Raw genomic sequence first — 21,352 nt, forward strand, 5'->3', positions numbered from 1 at the left:
AAGGACGTGTGCCATGGAAGCCCTCGGCGTGCTCGTCGCCGTCTGTCTCGTCGCCGTACTGCTCGTACTGCTCGCGCTGTTCTTCTTCTCGCGGTTGTACCGCAAGGTGGACCAGGGCCGGGCGCTGATCGTGTCGAAGACGCGCAGGGTCGACGTGACCTTCACCGGGCAGGTCGTGCTGCCGGTGCTGCACAAGGCCGAGGTCATGGACATCTCGGTGAAGACCATCGAGATCAGCCGCTCCGGACGCGACGGCCTGATCTGCCGGGACAACATCCGCGCCGACATCCGCGTCGCCTTCTTCGTCAAGGTCAACAAGACCGAGGCGGACGTCATCAAGGTCGCCCAGAACGTCGGCACCGAGCGCGCCAGCCACCAGGACACGCTGCAGGAGCTGTTCCACGCGAAGTTCTCCGAGGCGCTGAAGACCGTCGGCAAGCAGATGGACTTCACCGACCTGTACACCAAGCGTGAGGAACTGCGCTTCCACATCATCGAGTTGATCGGTGTCGACCTCAACGGCTACCACCTTGAGGACGCCGCGATCGACTACCTGGAGCAGACCCCGCTCGCCCAGCTCGACCCGGCCAACGTCCTCGACGCGCAGGGCATCCGCAAGATCACCGAGCTGACGGCGGTCGAGCACGTGCGCACCAACGAGGCGCAGCGCACCGAGCAGAAGGAGATCACCCGGCAGAACGTCGACGCGCGCGAGGCCATCCTGGAGCTGGAGCGCCGGCAGGCGGACGCCGAGATCAAGCAGAAGCGGGAGATCGAGACCTCCCGCGCCCGCGAGGAGGCCGAGACCGCCCGGGTGGTCGAGGAGGAACGGCTGCGCGCCCAGAGCGCGTTCCTGCGCACCGAGGAACAGCTCGGCGTGCAGCGCGAGAACCAGGCCCGCGAGGTCGCGGTCGCCGCGAAGAACCGCGAGCGGGTCATCGCCGTCGAGAACGAGCGCATCGAGAAGGACCGGATGCTGGAGGTCATCGCCCGGGAACGGGAGACCCAGCTGACGAAGATCTCCGCCGAGAAGGAGGTCGAGGCGGAGAAGCGGGAGATCGCCGAGGTCATCCGGGAACGGGTCGCGGTGGACCGTACGGTCGCCGAGCAGGAGGAGTCCATCAAGAAGCTGCGCGCGGTCGAGGAGGCCGAGCGCGACCGGCAGGCCGTCATCATCGCCGCGGAGGCGCAGGCGCAGGAGAAGCTGGTCAAGGACATCAAGGCCGCCGAGGCCGCCGAGCAGGCGGCGACGCACCGGGCGGCGGAGGAACTGACGCTGGCCGAGGCCCGGTTGAAGACCGCCGACCTCGACGCGCGGGCCAAGCTGCGGCTCGCGGAGGCCATCCAGGCCGAGTCCGCGGCGGAAGGTCTGGCCGCGGTGCAGGTCCGCGACAAGGAGGCCGAGGTCGTCGAGAAGTCCGGCCGGGCCGAGGCGCAGGCCACCGAGGCACGGATGCGGGCGGAGGCGGAGGGCGCCCAGGCCAAGGCGCTCGCCGAGGCGACCGGCATCGGGGAGAAGCTGAAGGCCGAGGCGGCGGGGCTCACCGAGAAGGCCGCCGCGATGGCCGCGCTGGACGAGGCGTCCCGGGGGCACGAGGAGTACCGGCTGCGGCTGCAGGCGGAGAAGGAGATCCGGCTGGCCGGCCTGGAGACCCAGCGGCAGGTCGCCGAGGCGCAGGCCACGGTCCTCGCGACCGGTCTGGAGAACGCCGACATCGACATCGTCGGCGGGGACTCCGTCTTCTTCGACCGGCTGGTCTCCGCGGTCTCGCTCGGCAAGGGCGTGGACGGCTTCGTCGACCACTCCCGCACGGCCCAGGCCCTCGCCAAGCCCTGGCTCGACGGCTCCGGAACCTTCACCGACGACCTCACCCGGATCCTGGGCTCCCTGGGCACCTCCGACGTCCAGAACCTGACCGTCTCCGCACTCCTGATGAAACTGATGAACTCCAACGGCCCCGACGCCTCCCAATTCCGCAAACTCCTCGACCACGCCGGCGAACTGGGCCTCGCGGACACGCCGTTGACCTCCCTGACAGCCCTGAACGGAACCGGCAACGGAACCGGGAACGGGAACGGGTCGCGGAACTGAGGCGGGGGCGGGGCGGGGTGGGTGCGCTTACCCGCGCTTACGGGGTGCCGCTGCGCCCACCCTCCCCCACTCTCGGCTTCGCTAGCGGGGGGACCCCCATCGCCCCAGCGGCACGACTGCCCGCAGCTAGGTGGAGTTCACAGGGGCGCGGGGAACTGCGCGACGGCCCCCGGTTTCCCAGACGGCTGCGGCGCCCCTACGACTGACGGGACCGCATCTCCCTAAGGGGCGCGGGGAACTGCGCGACCGGCCACGACGAACCCGCACTCGACCACTCCCCGCACCCCCGGAAGACTCCGACCGCCCAACGACCGACGGCACTGCATCTCCCTAAGGGGCGCGGGGAACTGCGCGACCGGCCACGACGAACCCGCACCCGGCAACAACCCGCCCCCACCCCCCGTTTCTCCAACGCCTCGTCCAAAAAGGAATCCTCCCCATGGCCACCACCCCGGAGACGACGGGCCCCCACGACACCACCGACGCCGGCACCTACGGAGTACTCCGCACCCGGCTGGAAGCCCACGCCACCGACCTGGCAACCCGCGCCGAACACCTCAACACCCGCCGCGCGAAAGAGTTCGGCTCCACCGGACTGACCCTCCAGTCCACCGCGCGCCTGCGCACCCCGCACCCGTGCCTCCCTTGCGACCTCGCCGCCGTCGGGGACACGCTGCTGTTCGGCAGCACGGGACGGACCGCCGACGGAACGGACGCCACGGTCGCCGACGTCCTTGCCCTGTACGACCGCGACCTGAACCGCCTGCCCGAGGACGCCGTACCGGGCCTCCTCGACGACCCCGCGCCGGTACGGGAGTTCACCGCGCTGCACCGCTACTACCGCCAGGCCCGCCTGCTGCGGCTGCGCCGCGTGGACGGCCGGCTGCTGGCGGTGTTCCGCACCGGCGACAAGGCCGACGACATCCGCGCCCTGCGCTGGAACATCACCGCCGACACCCGGGACGGCCACGCCGCGTTCCTGGACGCCCGCGGCGACCGCGACGACACCTTCCCGCCGGCCCACGACTTCACCTGGACCGGCACGAGCCGCGAGGACCACGTCCTCGGCCGGGACCCCTACGTGGCCGTACCCGGCGGCGCGGGCGTGGCGACGGTCGGCGGCCGGCTCGCCGTGCGCGGCCCGGAGGGCGAGGAGCTGTACTCCGAGCCGGTCGAGGACCCGCTGCAGTCCCTCGCCGACGCGGCGGTCGCGCACGCGCGCGTGGGCCCGCTGGTCCTGCTGCGGGTGCGGCCGTACAAGGAGGACGCCGACCGGTACCTGGTGTTCCACACCCTGACCCGCTCGGTGGTCCGGCTGGACGGCATCGGGCAGGCCTGCCGCCGGCTGCCCGAGGACCAGGGCATCGTGTTCCCGGGCGGCTACTGCCTGGCGACCGGCGCGCACAAGACGTACGAACTGGACGCGACGGGGCTGGAGTTCGAGCGCGAGGTGCGCGCGCCGAACGGCGAGGACGTGCTGTACGCGTTCCGTTCGCGCACCGGCGACCGGGCGCTGCTGCTGTCGTACAACACCCTGCGCAAGGAGGTCGCCACCCCGCTGCCCTGCCGGGGCTGGGCCCTGTTCGCGGACGGCGCCCTCGCCGTGCTGCGCGAGGGCGGCGACGAACCCGCGCACACGCACCCGCTCCAGTGGTGGGCCTCGCCGTACGTCTCCGACACGCACGCCGCCGCCCTGCGCACGGGCACGGGCGCCCTGGCCCGCGTCGGCAACGCGGACCTCGTACGCGGCCTCGCCGACTGCCTGTCCGTGGCCCGGCTGGTCGCCGACGGGATCACCACCGGCGAGGGCTACCGCGCGCTGGCCGTCGCCTGCGTGCGCGCGGCCGACACCCACCACTGGCTGGGCGATCCCGAACTCGGCGATCTGCTCGGCCCGTTGGGGGCGGTGCGGGAGACCGCGCAGCAGGTGCTGGCCGAGTTCGAGACGGTACGGGCGCTGACCCGGCAGGCCGCCGACGCCCTCGACGAGGCGGACGGGCGGATCGCCGCGGTCGTACGCCGGCTGCGCGGCGAGGCACCGCGCGAGGCTGCCGCGTGGGTGCGCGGACTGACCGAACTCCGGCACGCCCACGGCCACCTGCTGACCGTGAAGGAGCTGCGGTACGCGGACACCGCCCGCGTGGACGAGCTGGCCGCCGACGCGGAGGCCGACCTCGCGTCCTTCGGGAAGCGCGCGGTGTCCTTCCTGGCCCGCGAGGACGCCTTCACCGCGCAGCACGCCGAGGTCGAGGACCTCGTCGCGCGGGCGGAGTCGATCGGCACCGTCGCCGAGGCCGCACCCGTGGCCGCCCGCCTGGACGACCTCGCCGACGGGCTGCGCACGGTCACCGAGGTCGTCACCGGACTCGACATCGCCGACGCCACCGTCCGCACCGCCATCCTGGAGCGGATCGCCGAGGTCCTCGGCGGCGTCAACCGCGCCCGCGCCACCCTCGACGGCCGCCGCCGCTCCCTCCTCGACCGCGAGGGCCGCGCCGAGTTCGCCGCCGAGACCGCCCTGCTCGCCCAGGCGGTCACGGCCGCCCTCGCCGCCGCCGACAGCCCGGAGACCTGCGACGACCAACTCGCCGCGCTGCTCGGCCGGGTGGAGGACCTGGACGCGCGGTTCGCCGAGTTCGACGACTTCCTCGACGACCTCGCCGCCCGGCGCACCGAGATCTACGAGGCGTTCGCCGCCCGCAAGCAGTCCCTCGCCGACGCGCGCGCCCGCCGCGCCGAACAGCTCGCGACCTCGGCGGGCCGGGTGCTGGAGACCGTCGCCCGCCGCGCGGCCACGCTCGCCGACACCGACGCCGTCACCACGTACTTCGCCTCCGACCCGATGGTCGCCAAGGTCCGCCGGACCGCCGACGAGCTGCGCGCCCTCGGTGACAGCGTGCGCGCCGAGGAACTCGACGGCCGGCTGAAGGCGGCCCGCCAGGAGGCAGCCCGCGCCCTGCGCGACCGCACCGACCTGTACGCCGACGACGGCCGCACCCTGCTCCTCGGCGGCCACCGCTTCGCCGTCAACACCCAGCCCCTCGACCTCACCCTCGTCCCGCACGGCGACGGCCTCGCCTACGCCGTCACCGGCACCGACTACCGCGCCCCGGTCACCGACCCCGGTTTCGCCGCGACCCGCCCCTACTGGGACCGGCACCTGCCCTCCGAGTCGCCCGGGGTCTACCGCGCCGAACACCTCGCCGCCCGCCTGCTCGCCGAGCACGGCCCCGCCGCCCTGGCCGGGGCCGGCGACCTGCCCGCCCTGGTGCGGGACGCGGCGCAGGCGGCGTACGACGAGGGCTACGAGCGCGGTGTCCACGACCACGACACCACCGCGATCCTCACCGCCCTGCTCCCCCTGTACGACGCCGCCGGCACCCTGCGCCACCGGCCCGCCGCCCGTGCCGCCGCCCACCTCTTCTGGACCCACGGCACCACGGAGCCCGACCGGGCGGCCTGGACCCACCGGGCACGGTCCCTGGCCCGCGCCCGCGACACCTTCGGCGCGGTCACGGTGATCGACGAACTGGTGGGGGAACTGGCGGAGGCGATCGAGTGGTGGAGCGCGGGTGAGGGGGCGGGCACGCTCGGGGCGACGGCGACGGCGGGGACGGAGCCGCCGGTCGGGGGAGCCGGTGAGCGGGGGGCCGGGGGGCCGTTCGCCGGGCCGGCAGGGGGAAGCGGTGCGCGGCCGGCCGCCGGGGGAACCGGTGCGCGGGCGGCCGGTGGAATCGATGCGCGGGCGGCTGGGGGGCCGTTCGCCGGCGCGGCCGGGCAGCCGCATGCGGGGCCGGCCGGGGGAGTCGACGTGGGGGCCGCCGGGGGAGGGGGCGTGCGAGCGGTCGGGGGGTCGCTCGCGCGTGCCGCCGCCTCGTACCTCTTCGGCGAGCTGACCACCGGAGATCCCGGTCGTTTCGTCCTCGGCGGCGCCGCACGCGCCCTGTTGGAGAAGTTCCGGCACGCCGTGGCCGGTACGGACTACGGGCAGGAGCCGACGGGACCCGAAGGGCCGGCCGCGCGGGCGCAGCTGGTGCGGGCCTGGCTCGGGGCGTACGCGGAGGCCAGTGGCGCCGACGCGGAGCCCGGTGAGCTGGCGGAGGCGGTCGCCGCCGAGTTGTGTCCCGGTCTGCCGCGCTACGACGGTGACGCCCCGCTGACTGTCACCGTAGAGGGGCTGCTCGGCACGCATCCGCGGGTGAGCGGCGGGCGGTTGGTGCTGCGGCTGGACGAATTCACGGCCAGGACAGGGGAGTTCGCGGCCCGCGAGGTCCCCGCGTTCCGCGCCTACCAGCGCCGCCGTGCGGAGTTGGTGGCCGCCGAACGCGACCGGCTGCACCTGGACGACCACCGCCCGCGCGTGATGTCCGCGTTCGTCCGCAACCGCCTCGTGGACGAGGTGTACCTGCCGCTGATCGGCGACAGCCTCGCCCGGCAGCTCGGCACCACCGGCGAGAGCAGGCGCACCGACACCGGCGGCCTGCTCCTGCTGATCTCCCCGCCCGGCTACGGCAAGACGACGCTGATGGAGTACGTCGCCGACCGCCTCGGCCTGATGCTGGTCAAGGTCAGCGGCCCCGCGCTCGGCCACACCGTCACCTCGCTCGACCCCGCCGACGCCCCGAACGCGACGGCCCGCCGCGAGATCGAGAAGATCAACTTCGCGCTCACGGCCGGCAACAACACCCTGCTCCACCTGGACGACATCCAGCACACCTCGCCCGAGCTGCTGCAGAAGTTCATCCCGCTGTGCGACACCACGCGCCGCGTCGACGGCGTGCGGGACGGCGAGCCGCGCACCTACGACCTGCGCGGCAAGCGCTTCGCCGTCTGCATGGCCGGCAACCCCTACACCGAGTCCGGCGCCCGCTTCCGGATTCCGGACATGCTCGCCAACCGCGCCGACGTGTGGAACCTCGGCGACGTCCTCACCGGCAAGGACGACACCTTCGCGCTGAGCTTCGTCGAGAACGCGCTCACCGCCAACCCGCTGCTCGCCCCGCTGGCCGCCCGGGACCGCGCCGACCTGGAGCTTCTGGTCAGGCTCGCCGCGGCCGACCCCACGGCCCGCGCGGACCGCCTCGCCCACGCCGTACCGCCCGCCGAACTGGACCGCCTGCTCGCGCTCCTGCGCCATGTGCTGGCCGCCCGCGACACGATCCTCACGGTCAACGCGGCCTACATCGCCTCCGCCGCCCAGTCCGAAGACGCCCGCACCGAGCCGCCGTTCCGGCTCCAGGGCTCCTACCGCGACATGAACCGCATCGCCCAGCGACTGCGCCCCGTCATGAACGAGGCCGAGCGGGACGCGGTCGTCCGCGACCACTACACGGCCGAGGCCCAGACCCTCACCACCGGCGCCGAGGCCAACCTGCTGAAACTCGCCGAACTGCGCGGCACCCTCACGCCCGTGGAGTCCGCCCGCTGGACGGAGGTGAAGGCCGCCCACCTGCGCGCCCACGCCCCCGACGACGACCCCCTGACCCGCGCCGTCGCCGCCCTCACCCTCCTCGCCGACCGCGTGGCCGCCGTCGAGTCCGCCATCACCCGCGCGACCGCCCCGGACCAGGAGCCGAGGGGCTGAAGGGCCGTGGGGCCAGAGGGCCATGGGGCTGAAGGGCCGTGGGGCCAAGAAGCCTTTGGGGCAAAGGGCCGAAGGAGGGGTCGCCCGGGTGTCAGCAGCCGGATGCCTTCGGCGTGAACGTCAGGCGGGCGTGGTCGTCGGCGCCCAGGGCCTCGTTGTAGGCCGGGTAGGTGACCTGGTACCAGACGTCGTCCCGGGAGGCGTGCCCGCCGACGTCGTCCAGCCGCACGCACCAGCGCTCCCGCCGCAGCACCCTCGTGTACGTCTCGGTCCCCTTGCGCACCTTCCGGCAGGACCGCACCCGCTCCGTGGTGTACCAGGTACGGGTGCGGCGCTTCTTGCCCGAGCCGGAGCGCGAGGTGTGCCTGACCCGGTGCGACTCGGTCGTGCACACCTTGACCAGGTGCGGCCGGGTGGCCCTGGTGGTGCGGGCCACGAGGTGCCGGACCGTGTCCCGCAGCCCGAAGACGGCGTTCGAGGAGGAGTTGCCGTGCGCGCTGCTCCCCGCGGCTTTCCCGCCGTTGCCCACGGGCGCCGTGCCGTCACCGCCGCCGCTGCCCGAGCAGGCGCCGAGCCCGGCTATCAGTACCGCCGTCACCGCGGCCACGATCGCTCGCTTGCTGAACATCTCTTCCCTCCGCTCACCGGAGGCGCAGCCTAATGGATCGCATGTTCCCAGAAGCAATGTGTGTTCAGCGCGGGTCGGCGTTGAACTTCGCGGCCGACCAGAAGTAGCCGAGCACCGCGAGGCCCACGCACCACGCGAGCGCGAGCCAGCCGTTGTCGCCGATGCCGGTGCCGAGCAGCAGGCCGCGCAGGGTCTCGATGGCGGGTGTGAACGGCTGGTAGCGGGCGACGGGCTGGAACCAGCCCGGCATCGCGTCGATGGGGACGAACGTGCTGGACAGCAGCGGCAGCAGGATCAGCGGCATGGCGTTGTTGCCGGCGGCCTCGGCGTTCGGGCTGATCAGGCCCATGCCGACGGCGATCCAGGTGAGCGCCGTGGCGAAGAGGACGAGCAGTCCGAACGCCGCGAGCCACTCCAGGACGGTGGCATCGGTGGAGCGGAAGCCGATGGCCACGGCGACGGCGCCGACGAGGACCACGCCGGCGACGGCCTGCAGCACGCTGCCGACGACATGCCCGACGAGCACCGAACCGCGGTGGATCGCCATCGTGCGGAAACGGGCGATGATGCCCTCGGTCATGTCGTTGGAGACGGAGACCGCGGTGCCGATCGTGGTGCTGCCGATGGTCATCAGCAGCAGGCCCGGGACGATGTAGGCGATGTACTCGGAGCGGTCCGGACGACCGCCGCCGATTCCCGCGCTCATGGTGTCGCCGAAGATGTAGACGAAGAGCAGCAACAGCATGATCGGTGTGAGCAGCAGGTTCAGCGTGAGCGACGGATAGCGCCGGGCGTGCAGGAGGTTGCGGCGCAGCATCGTGGAGCAGTCGCGGGCGGCGAGGGACAGGGTGCTCATCGGGCGTTCTCCTTGGGCTCGTTCGGCTGGCTTGTCTGGCTTTTCTGGCGGGGGATGCGGGCGCCGTCGCCGGTCAGGGCGAAGAAGACGTCGTCGAGGTCGGGGGTGTGGACGGTGAGTTCGTCGGCCTCGATGCCGGCCGAGTCCAACCGGTCCAGGACGGAGCGCAGTTCGCGCTGGCTGCCGTCGCTGGGGATCTGGAGCGCGAGGGACTCGTCGTCGCGGGAGGCGTCGTCCAGGGCCGAGGCGGCGCTCCGGTAGGCGGCCGGGTCGGTGAAGCGGAGCCGGACGTGCCCGCCCGGGACGATCCGCTTCAGTTCGTCGGCCGTGCCCTGCGCGACGATCTTCCCGTCGTTCAGCACGGCGATCCTGTCGGCGAGTTCGTCGGCCTCCTCCAGGTACTGGGTGGTGAGGAAGACGGTGACGCCGCCGGTGACGAGTTCGCGGATGATCTGCCACATGGTGTGCCGGGAGCGCGGGTCGAGGCCCGTGGTCGGCTCGTCGAGGAAGATGATCCGGGGGCTGCCGACCAGCGTCATGGCGATGTCGAGGCGGCGCTTCATGCCGCCGGAGTACGTGGACGCGGGCTTCTTCGCGGCCTCGGTGAGGTCGAAGCGCTCCAGCAGTGCGGCGGTGACCTGCCGCCCCTCGCGCCGGGAGAGGTGGTGCAGGTCCGCCATGAGGACCATGTTCTCCTCGCCGGTGATCAGGCCGTCGACGGCGGAGAACTGCCCGGTGACGCCGATCGCGGCACGCACTGCCTGCGGGTCGGTGGCGAGGTCGTGCCCGGCGACGCGGATCCCGCCGGGGGCGGACGCGGGGTCGGGGTCGGGGGAGATGAGGGTGGAGAGGAGTTTGACGGCGGTGGTCTTGCCGGCGCCGTTCGGGCCGAGGAGGGAGAAGACCGTTCCCTCCGGTACGGCCAGGTCGATGCCGTCGAGCACGACCTTGTCGCCGTAGGACTTGCGCAGGCCGGTCGCCGCGATGGCCAGGTCGGTCATGAGGAGTGCTCCTTCTGTACGGGCGGTACGGGCGGTACGGCGGTACGGGCGGTACGGCCCCGTACGGCGGTGCTGGGCTGTACCGCCGTACGGCTGCGGGCGGTTACAGGCTGTCGGCGCTGATGTCGCCGTGGCCGGTGGTGGCGTGGATGGCCAACTCCGGGGTGCCGTCGGTGTTCTTGAGGGCGTTGCGGATACGGCCGCTGGGGGTGCCGGCGTCGAGGGAGGCGGAGACGCCGTGGGCGGCGCTGATGGTGATGTGGCCGGACTCGGTGCGCAGGACGACGGCGCCGCGGGTGGCCTCGTCGATGCGGATGTCGCCTTTCTGGGTGCTGATCTCGGCGGGGCCGCCGAGGCGGCCGACGGCGATGTCGCCGGCGGCGGTGGCCAGGCGGGCGTCGGCGGTCTCGTCGATCTTGACGGTGGCCTGCTGACCCTCGAAGACGACGTCGCCGAGCCGGCCCACCCCCCGGAGTTCACCGCTGGCGGTCTTCGCCTGGACGCGGGAGCCGGAGGGCAGCTGGACGGTCACCTCGATGGACCCGGAGGGGCCGATCACCCGGCTGCCCGCCGCCGGGACCTCGACGCGCAGGACACCGTCGGCGTACACGACCTCGGTGCGCTCGGCCGCCTTCACGTCGCGGCTCTTGGCGGGGTCGGTGGGCCGGACCTCGACGGTGGTGTCGGCGCGGTCGGCGGCGATGAGCTGGATGCGGCCGGCGGGGATGTCGAGGTGGGCGGTGACGGCGGCGGGGGTGTCGAACTTCTGCATGGTGCTCTCCCTGTGTCTGCATCTGTGTCTGTGTCTGTGCCTGTGCCGTGTACGCGGTGCGGCCTTTGCGTCGCGCTGCTTTCCGACGATGGAAAAGCTACGTTGCATTCAGTGATGTGGCAACGAGTGCGTTGCGTGCGAATGTCATTCATGCTGGCCAAGGCCATGAAAGTGTTGCAATGGTTTGAACTTCAATGCAATAGCTGGAGAGGTGAGCGTTGCAATGGTTGTGGAATGAAGGCTATGCTGGCGACATCACAGGCAAGGCCGCGAAGGAGGCAGCGATGCCGGGAGGCAGACTCACCCAGCAGGAACGCCGGCAGATCGCGCTGGGGCTGGCCGACGGCCTCGCCTACGCGGAGATCGCCCGGGGCCTGGAACGCCCGACCTCGACCGTCACCCGCGAGGTCATGCGCAACGGCGGCCCCACCGCCTACCGTGCCGACCTCGCCCACCGCGCCACCGAACACCGCGCCCACCGCCGCAGGCAGGCCGCGCCCCGGGAGGCGAAGGCCGCCCCGCAGGCGCACGGGCGGGACGACGAGGCCGTGCGCGCGTACGAGGAGACGTTCACGGCCGTCTTCATGCAGTCCGGCCTGCCCCGGATGACCGCCCGCGCCCTGGCCTGCCTCTACACCACCGACGAGGGCAGCCTCACCGCCTCCGAACTCGTCCAGCGCCTCCAGGTCAGCCCCGCGTCCGTCTCCAAGGCGGTCGCGTTCCTGGAGAGCCAGGGCCTCATCCGCCGGGAGCGGGACGAGCGCCGCCGCGAGCGCTACATCGTCGACGACGACGTCATGTACCAGTCCACGATGGCCGGCGCCCGCGCCACCGCCCAGCTCGGCGAGATCGCACGGCAGGGCGTCAGGATCCTCGGCTCCGGCAGCCCGGCCGCCACCCGCCTCGAGAACATCGCCCGCTTCGTCGAGTTCGTCTCCGAGGGCATAGCGCGCGCCGCGGAGCAGGCCCGCGAGGTCCTCCACGCGAAGCCCGAGCAGACCTCGTAACCGCTCGGCCCCGTCATCTGTCGGCCGTCGTCGCCCGGTCTCGTCATCTCCCGGTCTCGTCGTCGCCCGGCGCCGTACCGTGGCAGGCATGGAAGCAGCCCGCCGTCGCCCTCGCGTCCCCGTGACCGGGCGGGCCGCCGCCGGCGCCGCTCCGGCCCGGCGGATGTGGCCGTTGTACGCGGCCGGGTTCACCACCGCCTTCGGCGCGCACGGCATCGCCGCCAACCTCGGCGGGCACGCCACCGGCGCGGTCACCTCGCTGCTGGTGCTGGGCGGGCTGCTCGCCCTGTACGACGGCGCCGAGGTACTGCTCAAGCCGGTGTTCGGGACCCTCGCGGACCGGATCGGCGCGCGGCCGGTGCTGCTCGGCGGGCTCGTCGCCTTCGCCGTGACCTCGGCGCTGTACGTCGTCGCGGACAGCCCCGGCTGGCTGTGGGCCGCCCGCTTCGGCCAGGGCGCGGCGGCCTCCGCGTTCTCCCCCTCGGCGTCCGCGCTGGTGGCCCGGCTCAACCCGGCCGCCAAACACGGCCGCGCGTTCGGAAGCTACGGCTTCTACAAGTCGATCGGCTACACGCTCGGCCCGCTGCTGGGCGGGGTGCTGGTGTGGGCCGGCGGCCTGCGGCTGCTGTTCACGGTGCTCGCGGTGCTGGGCGCGGCGGTCGCCGGCTGGGCCGCGCTCGCCGTCCCCGTCGTACCGCCGCTGCCCAGGGCCCGGCAGACGGTGCTGGACCTGGCCCGCCGCCTGGCGGATCCGGCCTTCCTCGCGCCGACCGCCGCGCTGGCCGCGGCGACGGCGGCCCTGTCGGTCGGCGTGGGTTTCCTGCCGGTGTCGGGCCGGGTCGCCGGGCTCGGTACGGTCGCCACCGGTGCCGCGGTGTCGGTGCTCGCCGCGTGCTCGGCGCTCGTCCAGCCGAGGGCCGGACGCGCCCTGGACGACGGGCGCCTGACCACCCGCACCGGCCTCACGGCCGGCCTGCTGCTCACCGCCGCCGGTCTGGCCTGCGCCATGCTGCCGGGGCTGACCGGCCTGCTCCTCGCCGCCGCCGTGATCGGGGCCGGCACCGGACTGATCACCCCGCTGGGCTTCGCCGCCCTGGCCGCGAGCACCCCGCCCGAACGCCTCGGGCAGACCATGGGCGCCGCCGAACTCGGCCGCGAACTCGGTGACGCGGGCGGCCCGTTGCTCGTCGCCGTGGTCGCCTCCGTGACCACCCTCACACACGGCTACGCGGCCCTCGCCGCCCTGCTCGCCCTCGGCCCGGCGCTCTCCGTCGTCCGCCGCCGTGCCGCGGCGGCCGGCTGAGCCACACCCCGCCCCACCTCGCCGCACCTCGCCGCACCCGGAACTGCCGACTGGTCCGACCAGCAGCCCGCACGGCCCGACCATCCCGCACCGGCTCATGCGACCTGCTTCTACGACATGTAGTAGATTCGAAGGGCAGCCGCCACTGCTTCACCGTGACGTCACCCATGTGTCACCACGGGTGTGGGGACTGACCGGCGGCGCGGGCGGCTCCGTGTCGCCTCGTGCTCACACGGGAGGACCTGCGCCCATGACCGTGCCCGCCCCTGTCCGGCTGGCCTTCGACGGATCCGGTGTCGACGGCTCCCTGTTCACCTCCGTCACGGACTTCGCCCGCGACACCCGGTGGCTCAACACCCCCATGGAGCTGTGGACCAACCTCGGCCTGGGCGTCTTCGCGGTGCTCATGGTCGCGGGCTGGTGGAAGGCGCGCCGCCGGGACGCCGGGGCGATGACGCTCGCGCTGGCCGCGCCGGTCGCCGTCGTGGTGGCCTTCGCCGTCGCCGAGGTGGTCAAGAAGCTCGTCGCCGAGGTGCGGCCCTGCCGGTCGATGCCGCACGCCTATCTGATCGACTCCTGCCCGGCGGCCTCGGACTACGCCTTCCCCAGCGGCCACGCCACCGTCGCCGCGGCGACCGTGGCCGCGCTCTTCCTGCTGGACCGCCGACTGTGCGCCATCGCGGCCGTGTTCGCCGTGGTGGAGGGCTTCAGCCGGGTCTACGTCGGCGCCCACTACCCGCACGACGTCCTCGGCTCCGTCCTCTTCGCCCTGCCCGTCGCCTACCTCACCAGCCTCGCGCTGCGCCGCTGGGCCACCCCTCTGGTCGAGGCCCTGGGCCGGGGCGCCCTGCGGCCCCTGCTGAGCGCGGGCACCGCCGCGACCGCGCAGCCCGCCCGGTAGCCTCGGCAGCACAGGCTCGTACCGGTGTGTGCGCGGAGGTGATGACGCGATGACCGCACCTCCCCCCTTGCCCGGCGTGTTCGCCGACCTCGCCCCGCTCCTCGACCACTGGGGCTACGCGGCGGTCGGCGGCGCGCTCTTCCTGGAGGACTTCGGCGTGCCGGTCCCCGGGGAGACGGTGCTGATCGCCGCCTCCGTGTACGCGGGGGCCGGCCGGCTGAACATCGTGGTGGTCGCCCTGATCGCCTTCCTGGCCGCCATCTGCGGCGACAACGTCGGCTACGCCATCGGCCGGTTCGGCGGCCACCGTCTCGTGACGCGGTACGGCCGTTACGTGCTGCTCACCCCGGAGCGCGTCGCCCGCGCCGAGGGATTCTTCGCCCGGCACGGCGGCAAGGTCGTCACCGTCGCCCGTTTCGTCGAGGGCCTGCGCCAGGCCAACGGCATCATCGCCGGGCTGAGCGAGATGCCCTGGCCGCGCTTCCTCGCCTTCAACATGCTGGGGGCGGCGCTGTGGGTGGGCACCTGGGTCACCCTCGGCGCCCTCGCCGGGGACCACATCGGCACCCTGTACCCGGCCGTCCAGCGCTACGAGCTGTACGTGCTCGCCGCCGCGGCCGTCGTCCTCGCCGCCCTGGTCGCACGCCACCTGCGCCGCCGCCGCACCGCACCGGCGTCCCCACCCCCACCCCCACCCGCGCCCGCGCCCACGCGCGACGACCAGGACACCCCGGCCTGACCCGGCCTCCTGACCACGACGAGGCGCGGGACGGCGTCGTGCCCGTGCGGCAGGGCGACTGTGCGCACTCCGCGAACGAAGAACGGCGTCCTGTCGGGTAGATCGACCCCATCTCGGCTGAACTTGTCCATACACCTTTTCTCCACGGGTCGATCGTTCGGTGTTCTACCGGAGGTACCGGCGCGCTCCTAGGGTCTGCCTGTCATGCACGCGCCCCGCTGGTCGCCACGGGGCGGGAGCGACCCCCACTTCCACCTGGAGAGCGCATGGTCTCGCGTCGCACTGCCGCCGCCTTCACCTCCGCAGCGGCAGCTCTGCTCCTCGGTCTCGGCAGCCACCCGGCCCCCGCCGCGAGCGCGGCCCCCGGCACCGCCCTGTCGGTGTTCGCCTGGAACGTCGACCTCGGCACCCCGATCGTCGACAGCACCCAGAACGAGCGGGCTGCCCAGCGCACCCCGGTCATCGAGTCGATCGTCCGCAAGCACAGCGCGGACGTCGTCGTGCTGGACGAGAACTTCAACGGCACCTCGACCGCCGACATCATCAGCAAGCTCGGCGACCTGTACCCGTACCACACCCCGGTCGTCGGCCAGACCTGCTCCGGCGGCGGCTGGACGGGCATCAGCGGTGACTGCTCCACCTCGTGGTTCGTCATCAACGGCGGCACGATGATCCTGTCGAAGTACCCGATCACCGCGCAGTACGCCCACGTCTTCAGCAACTCCACCTACGGCACCTGGGACTACCACGCCAACAAGGGCGCGGCGCTGGCGCGGATCGACAAGGGCGGCGTGAAGAGCTGGGTCGTCGGCACCCATCTGCAGGCCGACGAGTCCGGCACCTCCACCGACACCACCCAGTCCACCCGCCTCGCCCAACTCCGGGAGATCCGCGGCTGGGTGGACGGCATCGCCGGTGCGAGCGCACCGGTGCTGATCGGCGGCGACCTGAACGTGGAGTACTACGGCGGCCGGTCGCGCGGCGACCACGCGGGCGCCCAGAGCGCGGTGAACGGCGTCCTCGGCACCCCGGCCACCGACCCCTCCCAGACCCTGCGCACCATGGACTGCTCGGTCGCCGCCTGGTGCCAGTACATGTCCGGCGTCGAGTCCTTCCCGAAGGACTACCGGGACGACCTCGACTACATCGGCTACCTGAACGCCCCCGGCCGCCCGGTCCCGACCGCGATGTCCACCGTGAAGACGGACTTCGACCCGCAGCCCGGCTGGACCGCCGGCCAGAGCGACACCGACGCCCCGAGCGACCACTACCCGGTCGAGGCGACCTTCCAGCTCGACTGAGTCCGGAATCCGGCTCGTTCCCGTCGGCAGCGGAGAACCCCCGGTCCACACCCGGGGGTTCGCCCGTTCCTGGAGACGGGCTCGCGCCTAGCGGTCCCGGCCCAGCAGGCGGCGCAGCGGGCCCGGCCGGCGGGGCGGGCGAGGGGGCTGGACGACGATGTTGCCGCCGACGATCGAGCCGGTGACGGTGACGCGGTGCACGACCAGGGCGTTCGGCACGCGGTCCTTCACGCGGCGGTGCACGACCGAGCCGCCGTGGATCTCCACCTCCTCGGCGTCCACGGCGTAGCCGTCCGGGACGGTCAGTCGCAGGGTGCCGCCGTGCATCGTCACGACGACCTCGGTGACCGGCAGCCGCACGGTCGCCGAGGTGAAGTCGAGCAGGACGTTGCCCCCGTGGACCTCGATCTCCAGACGGCGCGGCACCTCCCAGGCGCCCTCGTACCGGGCGTTCCCGCCGGTCCGGCGGACCCGCGCGACCTCCTTCGTCCGGGCCGGCTCCGCCATGGTCGTCGCCCCGCCGGGCAGGTCCGCCACCAGGGGCGCGAGGTCGCCGTACGTCCGTGCCGCGAAGCAGCTCTCCAGCCGCTCCTCCAGCTCGTCCAGGGTCAGCCGCCCGTCCCCCGCGGCGACCCGCAGCACCTCGGCGACCTGCTCCCGGTCGTCATGCGAAACCCGCTGCTCCAGCTGGTCCTGGCCCACCCACCGCGCCGGTTCCTGACTCATGCCCGGCACCCTATACGCCTGCTGCATTGGCACCACGGACGTCACCGGGTCGGGGGACGGGACCGCTTCTCGGCGAGCGGGGCGTCCCGGACAGGTGTGACGATCGCACCACGGTGACACGGCCGCTCCCGGCCGTCACCACAGCTGGCAGGAGGACTCTTCGATGAAGCCCGCTCTCAAGCGCCTGTTCGGCGCGACCGCGGCGGTGGCCACCTGCGCCACCGCCCTGCTCGGCACCGGCGCCGGTACCGCCGCGGCCAACGGCAGGGCGCACTGCGACCGAGCCGAACAGGCGATATGGATCGACGATCCCAGCCGCAACCTGACCGCCCACGGCTGCACCATGCCGGACAACAAGCACCGCTGGGTCAGGGTCGACATCGACACCCTCGTGCTGAAGCACTACAAGGACGAGTACGAGAACGGGCCGGTCGACCACACGAAGACCGTGCACGACAGAACCGTCAGCTGCCTCGGCTACACCACCGACAAGGGCACGGTGAACCTGTTCGGCTGCCCGCCCAACTGACGCCCCTGCCCCACTGACGCCCCTGACCCACCCGCACCACTGGCACACGCGCACCGCGAATGGGCCCAGGTCTCCGACCTGGGCCCCAGGCGTGCCCCCGCGTCACCGGCCCTCACCGGCCGACGTGCAGGTGAGAGGCCCAACGCGTTGGAACGGCACGGTAGTTCTCGCGGACCCTGCGCAGCGCGTGGTGCAGGGCGAGTGCGACGCGGTCGGTGTCGGGGGTGCCGTCGGAGCGCTGCGGCAGATGGCCGTACACGTCGACGGCGATGGCCGCGGCGGCGTCGTCGAGGACGGGCCACAGGGTGCCGATCACATGGCGGTAGCCCGCGATCTGGAAGGCCGAGGTCAGATGGATCGCCTCGGCGGCGAACCCGGGTCCGCTCCGCGCGGTCTCGCAGGCGGACAGGTAGGCGAGGTCCCCGCTGAGGTCGAGGCGGGCGATGTCCCTTATGCGCAGCGGACGTTCGAGATGGTCGTGGACCAGGAGACGGCCGGAGGAGGGGTCGGCCGGGTCGTTCACCGCGTGGCAGGCGGAGTGCGCGACGGAGTGGTGCGGCAGTTCTGCGAGGACGCGGGAACCCGTGGCCTCCGCGCCGGTGAGGGTGAGCGTGTACGGGTAGCGGGAGGCCAGCAGCCGCATCTCGCGCAGCGCCCCCGCGAGAGCCGTCGCCCGCGGGGTCTCGGGCAGCGCGACCGCGAGGACCCTGCCGCTGCCGGGCGACCAGGCCCGCGAGTGGGCCAGCGCCCGGATGGTCGGGGTGTACGAGGAGACCGCCCGGTCCATGACCGTACGGCCCGCCTCCGCATCCTGCCCGTGATGGCCGGCGGCGTGCAGCGGAAGGGTGCTCAGCACCCCGCTGGGCGACCACCAGATCCGGGGCCAGGGCTGGTCCGCGGCGGGTTCCGCGGCCATGCCCAGGGCGTCGAGGACCGGTTCGGCGACGGTGTCCCACAGCCAGCCGAGGGTCTCCAGCACCGCGTCCTGGGCCGCCTTGCGCTGCATCGCCGTACGCGTGTGGTCCCGGCCGGCGGCGACGGCGCGCGCGAAGGACTCGGCGCGGGCGTCCGCGTCCGCCTCGGTGAGGCCGGTCAGCGGTACCACCTGGAGCCGGTCGGGGCGCAGGACCAGCGCGTCGCAGCGGAAGTCGCTGGTGTTGACCACGACGACGGGGCCCTCCTGGGCCTGGGCGCACAACTCCGCCGTGGTGGGCGGCATGAGGAAGGTCTCGAAGCCGGGCAGCCGGCGGATGTCGTCGAGCAGCGCGTCGAACTCGGCCGCCACGCGGCGGCGTTCCTGCGCGGCCCGCCGCCCCAGCCCACCCGCCACCGGGCCCACCACCGGGCCCACCACCGGGCCAGTTGTCACCCCCGCCACCGGGCCTGTCGTCACCCCTGCCGCCGGGCCCGCCGTCGCCCCCGCCACATGGCCCGCCGTCGCCCCCGCCGCCGACCCGGCCCCCGCCCCCGCCGCCCCAGCCGGTCCCGCGGTGAACTCCGTGTCGGGCGCGTCGAGGCGGACGCGCAGCGCGGCGAGGCGGTCGGCGAGGTCCGGCCGCGCGCGGCGCAGTTCGCTCACGTCGGTACGGATCTCCAGCGCCTGGGCGAGCAGCAGTCCGCGCCCCGCCTCCAGCAGCCGCAGCGCCCGGTCCGGGTCGTCCAGGCGCAGGGCGCAGGCCGCCGCGTCCGAGGCGAGCGAGGCGAACCTGCTCAGCCCGTTCTCCTGGGTCCTGCGTTCCTCGTGCCGTGGTGCGACCGCGGGAAGCAGCTCGATGGCGTACGCGTAGGCGGCGCACGCCGCGGTCCAGTCGCCCGACTCCGCGTGGCAGCGCGCGAGTTCCTCCGCCGCCGTCACCCGGGCGCTGGGCCGCAGCAGCGGATTGCGCGCCGCCCCGTCGAGGACCGCGCGCGTCTCTTCCAGGGCCTGTGTGTCCTCGGCGTACGCGTAACGCAGCACCAGGGCGCGGCCGAGTTCGAGGAGGACGACTCCGCGCACAGGTGCGCCGTCCGGTGCCAGGGCCGCGGCCTCGCGATGCCGCAGCAGGCTCTCGTCGAGGCCGGGCAGGGCGCCGGTCAGCCGGGGCGCACCGGCCGGCGTGGCCCGTACCCCCGCCCGCACCTTCTCGACCGCCTCGTCCAGCACGGCGGCGTCGCCGGTGATCCGGAACCGGCCGAACAGAGAAAGGCCCAGGTCGTTGAGCACCTTGGGCTTCTCCGGGTCCAGCGGGTCGTCGGCCGGCGGGGTCTGCTCCGCGGTGCGCCAGTGGTCGATCCACCGGTCCGCGCCGCGCAGGTTTTCGGCGTACCGCTGCCGGCGCGCCCGCGCCTTCTCCAGTTGCCCGGCCGCCTGCTCCCGCGCCGAGTGGCCGTCCGGAAGGGCCTCGACCGCCTCTTCCAGGATCTGGATCGCCGCGTCCAGGTCCGCGGCGGAACCCGAGGACTCGGCCCGGATCACGAGGGCCGAGCCCAGGGCGGTGCGGGCGCCCGGCCGCATCCCGCCGTCGGGCAGGGAGCGGACGGCGGAGCGCAGCAGGGCGATCGCGGAGTCCAGGTCGGCGGAGTTGCGGCTGAGGTTGAACCGGTCGCACAGCGCGAGGCCGAGCGTGGCCTCGGCGACCGCGTGGAGCGGATGGCCCGGCGCGATCGCGTCCAGGGCGGCCCGCCCGGCGTCCACGCCGGCGTCCAGGTCGAGCCGGCTGTCGGTGAGGAGGTAGCGGTCGCGCAGCGCGTCGCTGAGGTTGACGAGCGCCCCGAACCGCAGCGGATGGTTCCCCGGCAGCTCCCCGGCGACGGACTGGAGCGCGCCGATCGCCCGGTCCAGGTCGGCCACGTCCCCGGTCCGCCGGCTCCGCCTGGCCAGCGCCCCGGCCAGGTTGACGAGGTACCGCGGCCGGTTCAGATCGCTGGGCAGGGTGGCGTCGACCGCCCGCTGGAGGACGTCCAGGGTCTCGTCCAGGGTGGCCGGTTCCTGGTCGAGTTCGGACAGTTCCAGCAGGGCGCCGCCCAGATTGGACAACCGTTTCGCGTACTCGGTGTCGTCCGGGGCCCTCAGGGACACGGCCTGGCGGGACAGGGCGAGGGACTCGGCCAGGTCCTCGCGGCGGCGCGACACCGCGAAGCGGTTGTTCAGCGCCCCGCCGAGGTTCGACAGGAACATGGCCCGCGCCGGGTCGGTGACGGCCGCCGCGGCGACCGACTCCCGCAGGGACGCGATCGCCGACTCCAGTGCGCGCAGGTCGCCCGTGCGCTCGTACATGTTGCGCAGCGCCACCCCGAGGTCGCTCAGATACCCCGCCCGGTCCTCGTGCCCGGCGGGCATGAGGCGCAGTGCCTCGGTGAACCGCCGCACCGCCTCCGCGAGGGCCGGCACGTCCCCGGTGGCCAGTCCGCGGTGCAACTGCCGGTTGCCCAGGTCGTGTTCGGTACGGAAGCTGGTGTCGATGCCGGCCTCGGCCTCCCGGATGTGGACCGCGAGTTCGGCCGGCACCGCGTCCGGCCGGGACGCGTGCACGACGCGCAGCGCGAGAACCGCGGTCTCCAGGTCCTCCTTCCCCTCACAGCCGGGAAGCAGCCGGGCACGCGTCCACAGGAACATGCCCACCGCGTACACGGTGTCCGTCTCGACCAGCGGCTCCTTCACCATCCTCAGGAGCTGGAAGGCCTCGGACCGCGCCTCGGGCGCCAGGACATGACGCCGGTCGCGGCTCTCCTCGTACTGGCGAAGTCTGGCCCAGATCCTGGCCGTCAGCAGGTCACGGAGTGGATCGTCGCCCGAGCGCACACTCATGGAAAGCCCCTAAGAATGTGAGGCGGTCCGCGAGGACCGGGTGTGGCTGATGGGTGGTTGCCCTAGATGGCTCGGAAGGAATGGCCGCCCGGTCCTCCGGGACGCTCCGACCACTGATTGAGAACT

14 protein-coding genes are annotated in these 21,352 nt (G+C 73.3%); 8 read left to right on the forward strand and 6 right to left on the reverse strand.

Features of this window, described 5'->3' with window-relative positions:
• The first annotated feature begins 13 nt into the window (after positions 1 to 13).
• Positions 14 to 2,092, forward strand: coding sequence for a flotillin family protein (locus tag ACGFYV_RS35385; protein WP_393882641.1), 2,079 nt, complete (start codon positions 14 to 16; stop codon positions 2,090 to 2,092).
• A 439-nt stretch (positions 2,093 to 2,531) separates the two neighbouring features.
• Positions 2,532 to 7,676 (forward strand): DNA repair ATPase, encoded by a 5,145-nt coding sequence (locus ACGFYV_RS35390; protein WP_393882642.1) that lies wholly within the window; start codon positions 2,532 to 2,534, stop codon positions 7,674 to 7,676.
• Positions 7,677 to 7,767: 91 nt separating this feature from the next.
• On the opposite strand, the gene ACGFYV_RS35395 is transcribed toward ACGFYV_RS35390, so the two are convergent.
• From ACGFYV_RS35395 to ACGFYV_RS35410, 4 genes are all read right to left on the reverse strand, one after another.
• Positions 7,768 to 8,304 carry a hypothetical protein gene (locus ACGFYV_RS35395; RefSeq protein WP_393882643.1) on the reverse strand — a complete coding sequence of 179 codons (537 nt, stop codon included), beginning with the start codon at positions 8,302 to 8,304 and terminating at the stop codon, positions 7,768 to 7,770.
• 64 nt (positions 8,305 to 8,368) lie between these two features.
• Positions 8,369 to 9,160: an ABC transporter permease gene (locus ACGFYV_RS35400; protein WP_393882644.1), complete on the reverse strand. Its 792-nt coding sequence runs from the start codon at positions 9,158 to 9,160 to the stop codon at positions 8,369 to 8,371.
• Entirely contained in the window at positions 9,157 to 10,161 is a 1,005-nt protein-coding gene (locus ACGFYV_RS35405) for an ATP-binding cassette domain-containing protein (RefSeq protein WP_393882645.1), read from the reverse strand. Before ACGFYV_RS35405 ends, ACGFYV_RS35400 begins: the two co-directional genes overlap by 4 nt.
• Before the next feature lie 103 nt (positions 10,162 to 10,264).
• The gene (locus ACGFYV_RS35410; RefSeq protein ID WP_393882646.1) at positions 10,265 to 10,933 is read right to left on the reverse strand and encodes a DUF4097 family beta strand repeat-containing protein; all 669 of its coding nucleotides are present in this window, start codon (positions 10,931 to 10,933) and stop codon (positions 10,265 to 10,267) included.
• 284 nt (positions 10,934 to 11,217) lie between these two features.
• On the opposite strand from ACGFYV_RS35410, the gene ACGFYV_RS35415 reads away from it, so the two are divergent.
• The 5 genes from ACGFYV_RS35415 to ACGFYV_RS35435 all read left to right on the forward strand — a co-directional run bounded on the left by ACGFYV_RS35415 (position 11,218) and on the right by ACGFYV_RS35435 (position 16,184).
• The gene (locus ACGFYV_RS35415) at positions 11,218 to 11,940 is read left to right on the forward strand and encodes a MarR family transcriptional regulator (RefSeq protein ID WP_393882647.1); all 723 of its coding nucleotides are present in this window, start codon (positions 11,218 to 11,220) and stop codon (positions 11,938 to 11,940) included.
• A gap of 163 nt (positions 11,941 to 12,103) precedes the next feature.
• Positions 12,104 to 13,243 carry an MFS transporter gene (locus tag ACGFYV_RS35420; protein WP_393882659.1) on the forward strand — a complete coding sequence of 380 codons (1,140 nt, stop codon included), beginning with the start codon at positions 12,104 to 12,106 and terminating at the stop codon, positions 13,241 to 13,243.
• Positions 13,244 to 13,493: 250 nt separating this feature from the next.
• Entirely contained in the window at positions 13,494 to 14,144 is a 651-nt protein-coding gene (locus tag ACGFYV_RS35425) for a phosphatase PAP2 family protein (RefSeq protein WP_393882648.1), read from the forward strand.
• Between the two features lie 49 nt (positions 14,145 to 14,193).
• Positions 14,194 to 14,883: a DedA family protein gene (locus ACGFYV_RS35430; RefSeq protein ID WP_393882649.1), complete on the forward strand. Its 690-nt coding sequence runs from the start codon at positions 14,194 to 14,196 to the stop codon at positions 14,881 to 14,883.
• Between the two features lie 266 nt (positions 14,884 to 15,149).
• On the forward strand, positions 15,150 to 16,184 hold the full coding sequence (locus ACGFYV_RS35435; RefSeq protein ID WP_393882650.1) for a sphingomyelin phosphodiesterase: 1,035 nt from the start codon (positions 15,150 to 15,152) through the stop codon (positions 16,182 to 16,184).
• A gap of 87 nt (positions 16,185 to 16,271) precedes the next feature.
• Here the strand turns inward: ACGFYV_RS35435 and ACGFYV_RS35440 are convergent, their stop codons facing one another.
• A complete protein-coding gene (locus ACGFYV_RS35440) occupies positions 16,272 to 16,910 on the reverse strand; it encodes a DUF1707 domain-containing protein (protein WP_393882651.1) in 639 nt (212 codons plus the stop codon).
• Positions 16,911 to 17,073: 163 nt separating this feature from the next.
• Here ACGFYV_RS35440 and ACGFYV_RS35445 point away from each other — a divergent pair, with 163 nt between their 5' ends.
• A complete protein-coding gene (locus ACGFYV_RS35445) occupies positions 17,074 to 17,439 on the forward strand; it encodes a hypothetical protein (RefSeq protein WP_393882652.1) in 366 nt (121 codons plus the stop codon).
• A gap of 112 nt (positions 17,440 to 17,551) precedes the next feature.
• Here ACGFYV_RS35445 and ACGFYV_RS35450 read toward each other — a convergent pair whose 3' ends face one another.
• Positions 17,552 to 21,226: a CHAT domain-containing protein gene (locus tag ACGFYV_RS35450; RefSeq protein WP_393882653.1), complete on the reverse strand. Its 3,675-nt coding sequence runs from the start codon at positions 21,224 to 21,226 to the stop codon at positions 17,552 to 17,554.
• Positions 21,227 to 21,352: the final 126 nt, after the last annotated feature.

The sequence above is a fragment of the Streptomyces sp. NPDC048297 genome (genome assembly GCF_043201585.1).
In the GTDB taxonomy this organism is placed as follows: Bacteria; Actinomycetota; Actinomycetes; order Streptomycetales; family Streptomycetaceae; genus Streptomyces.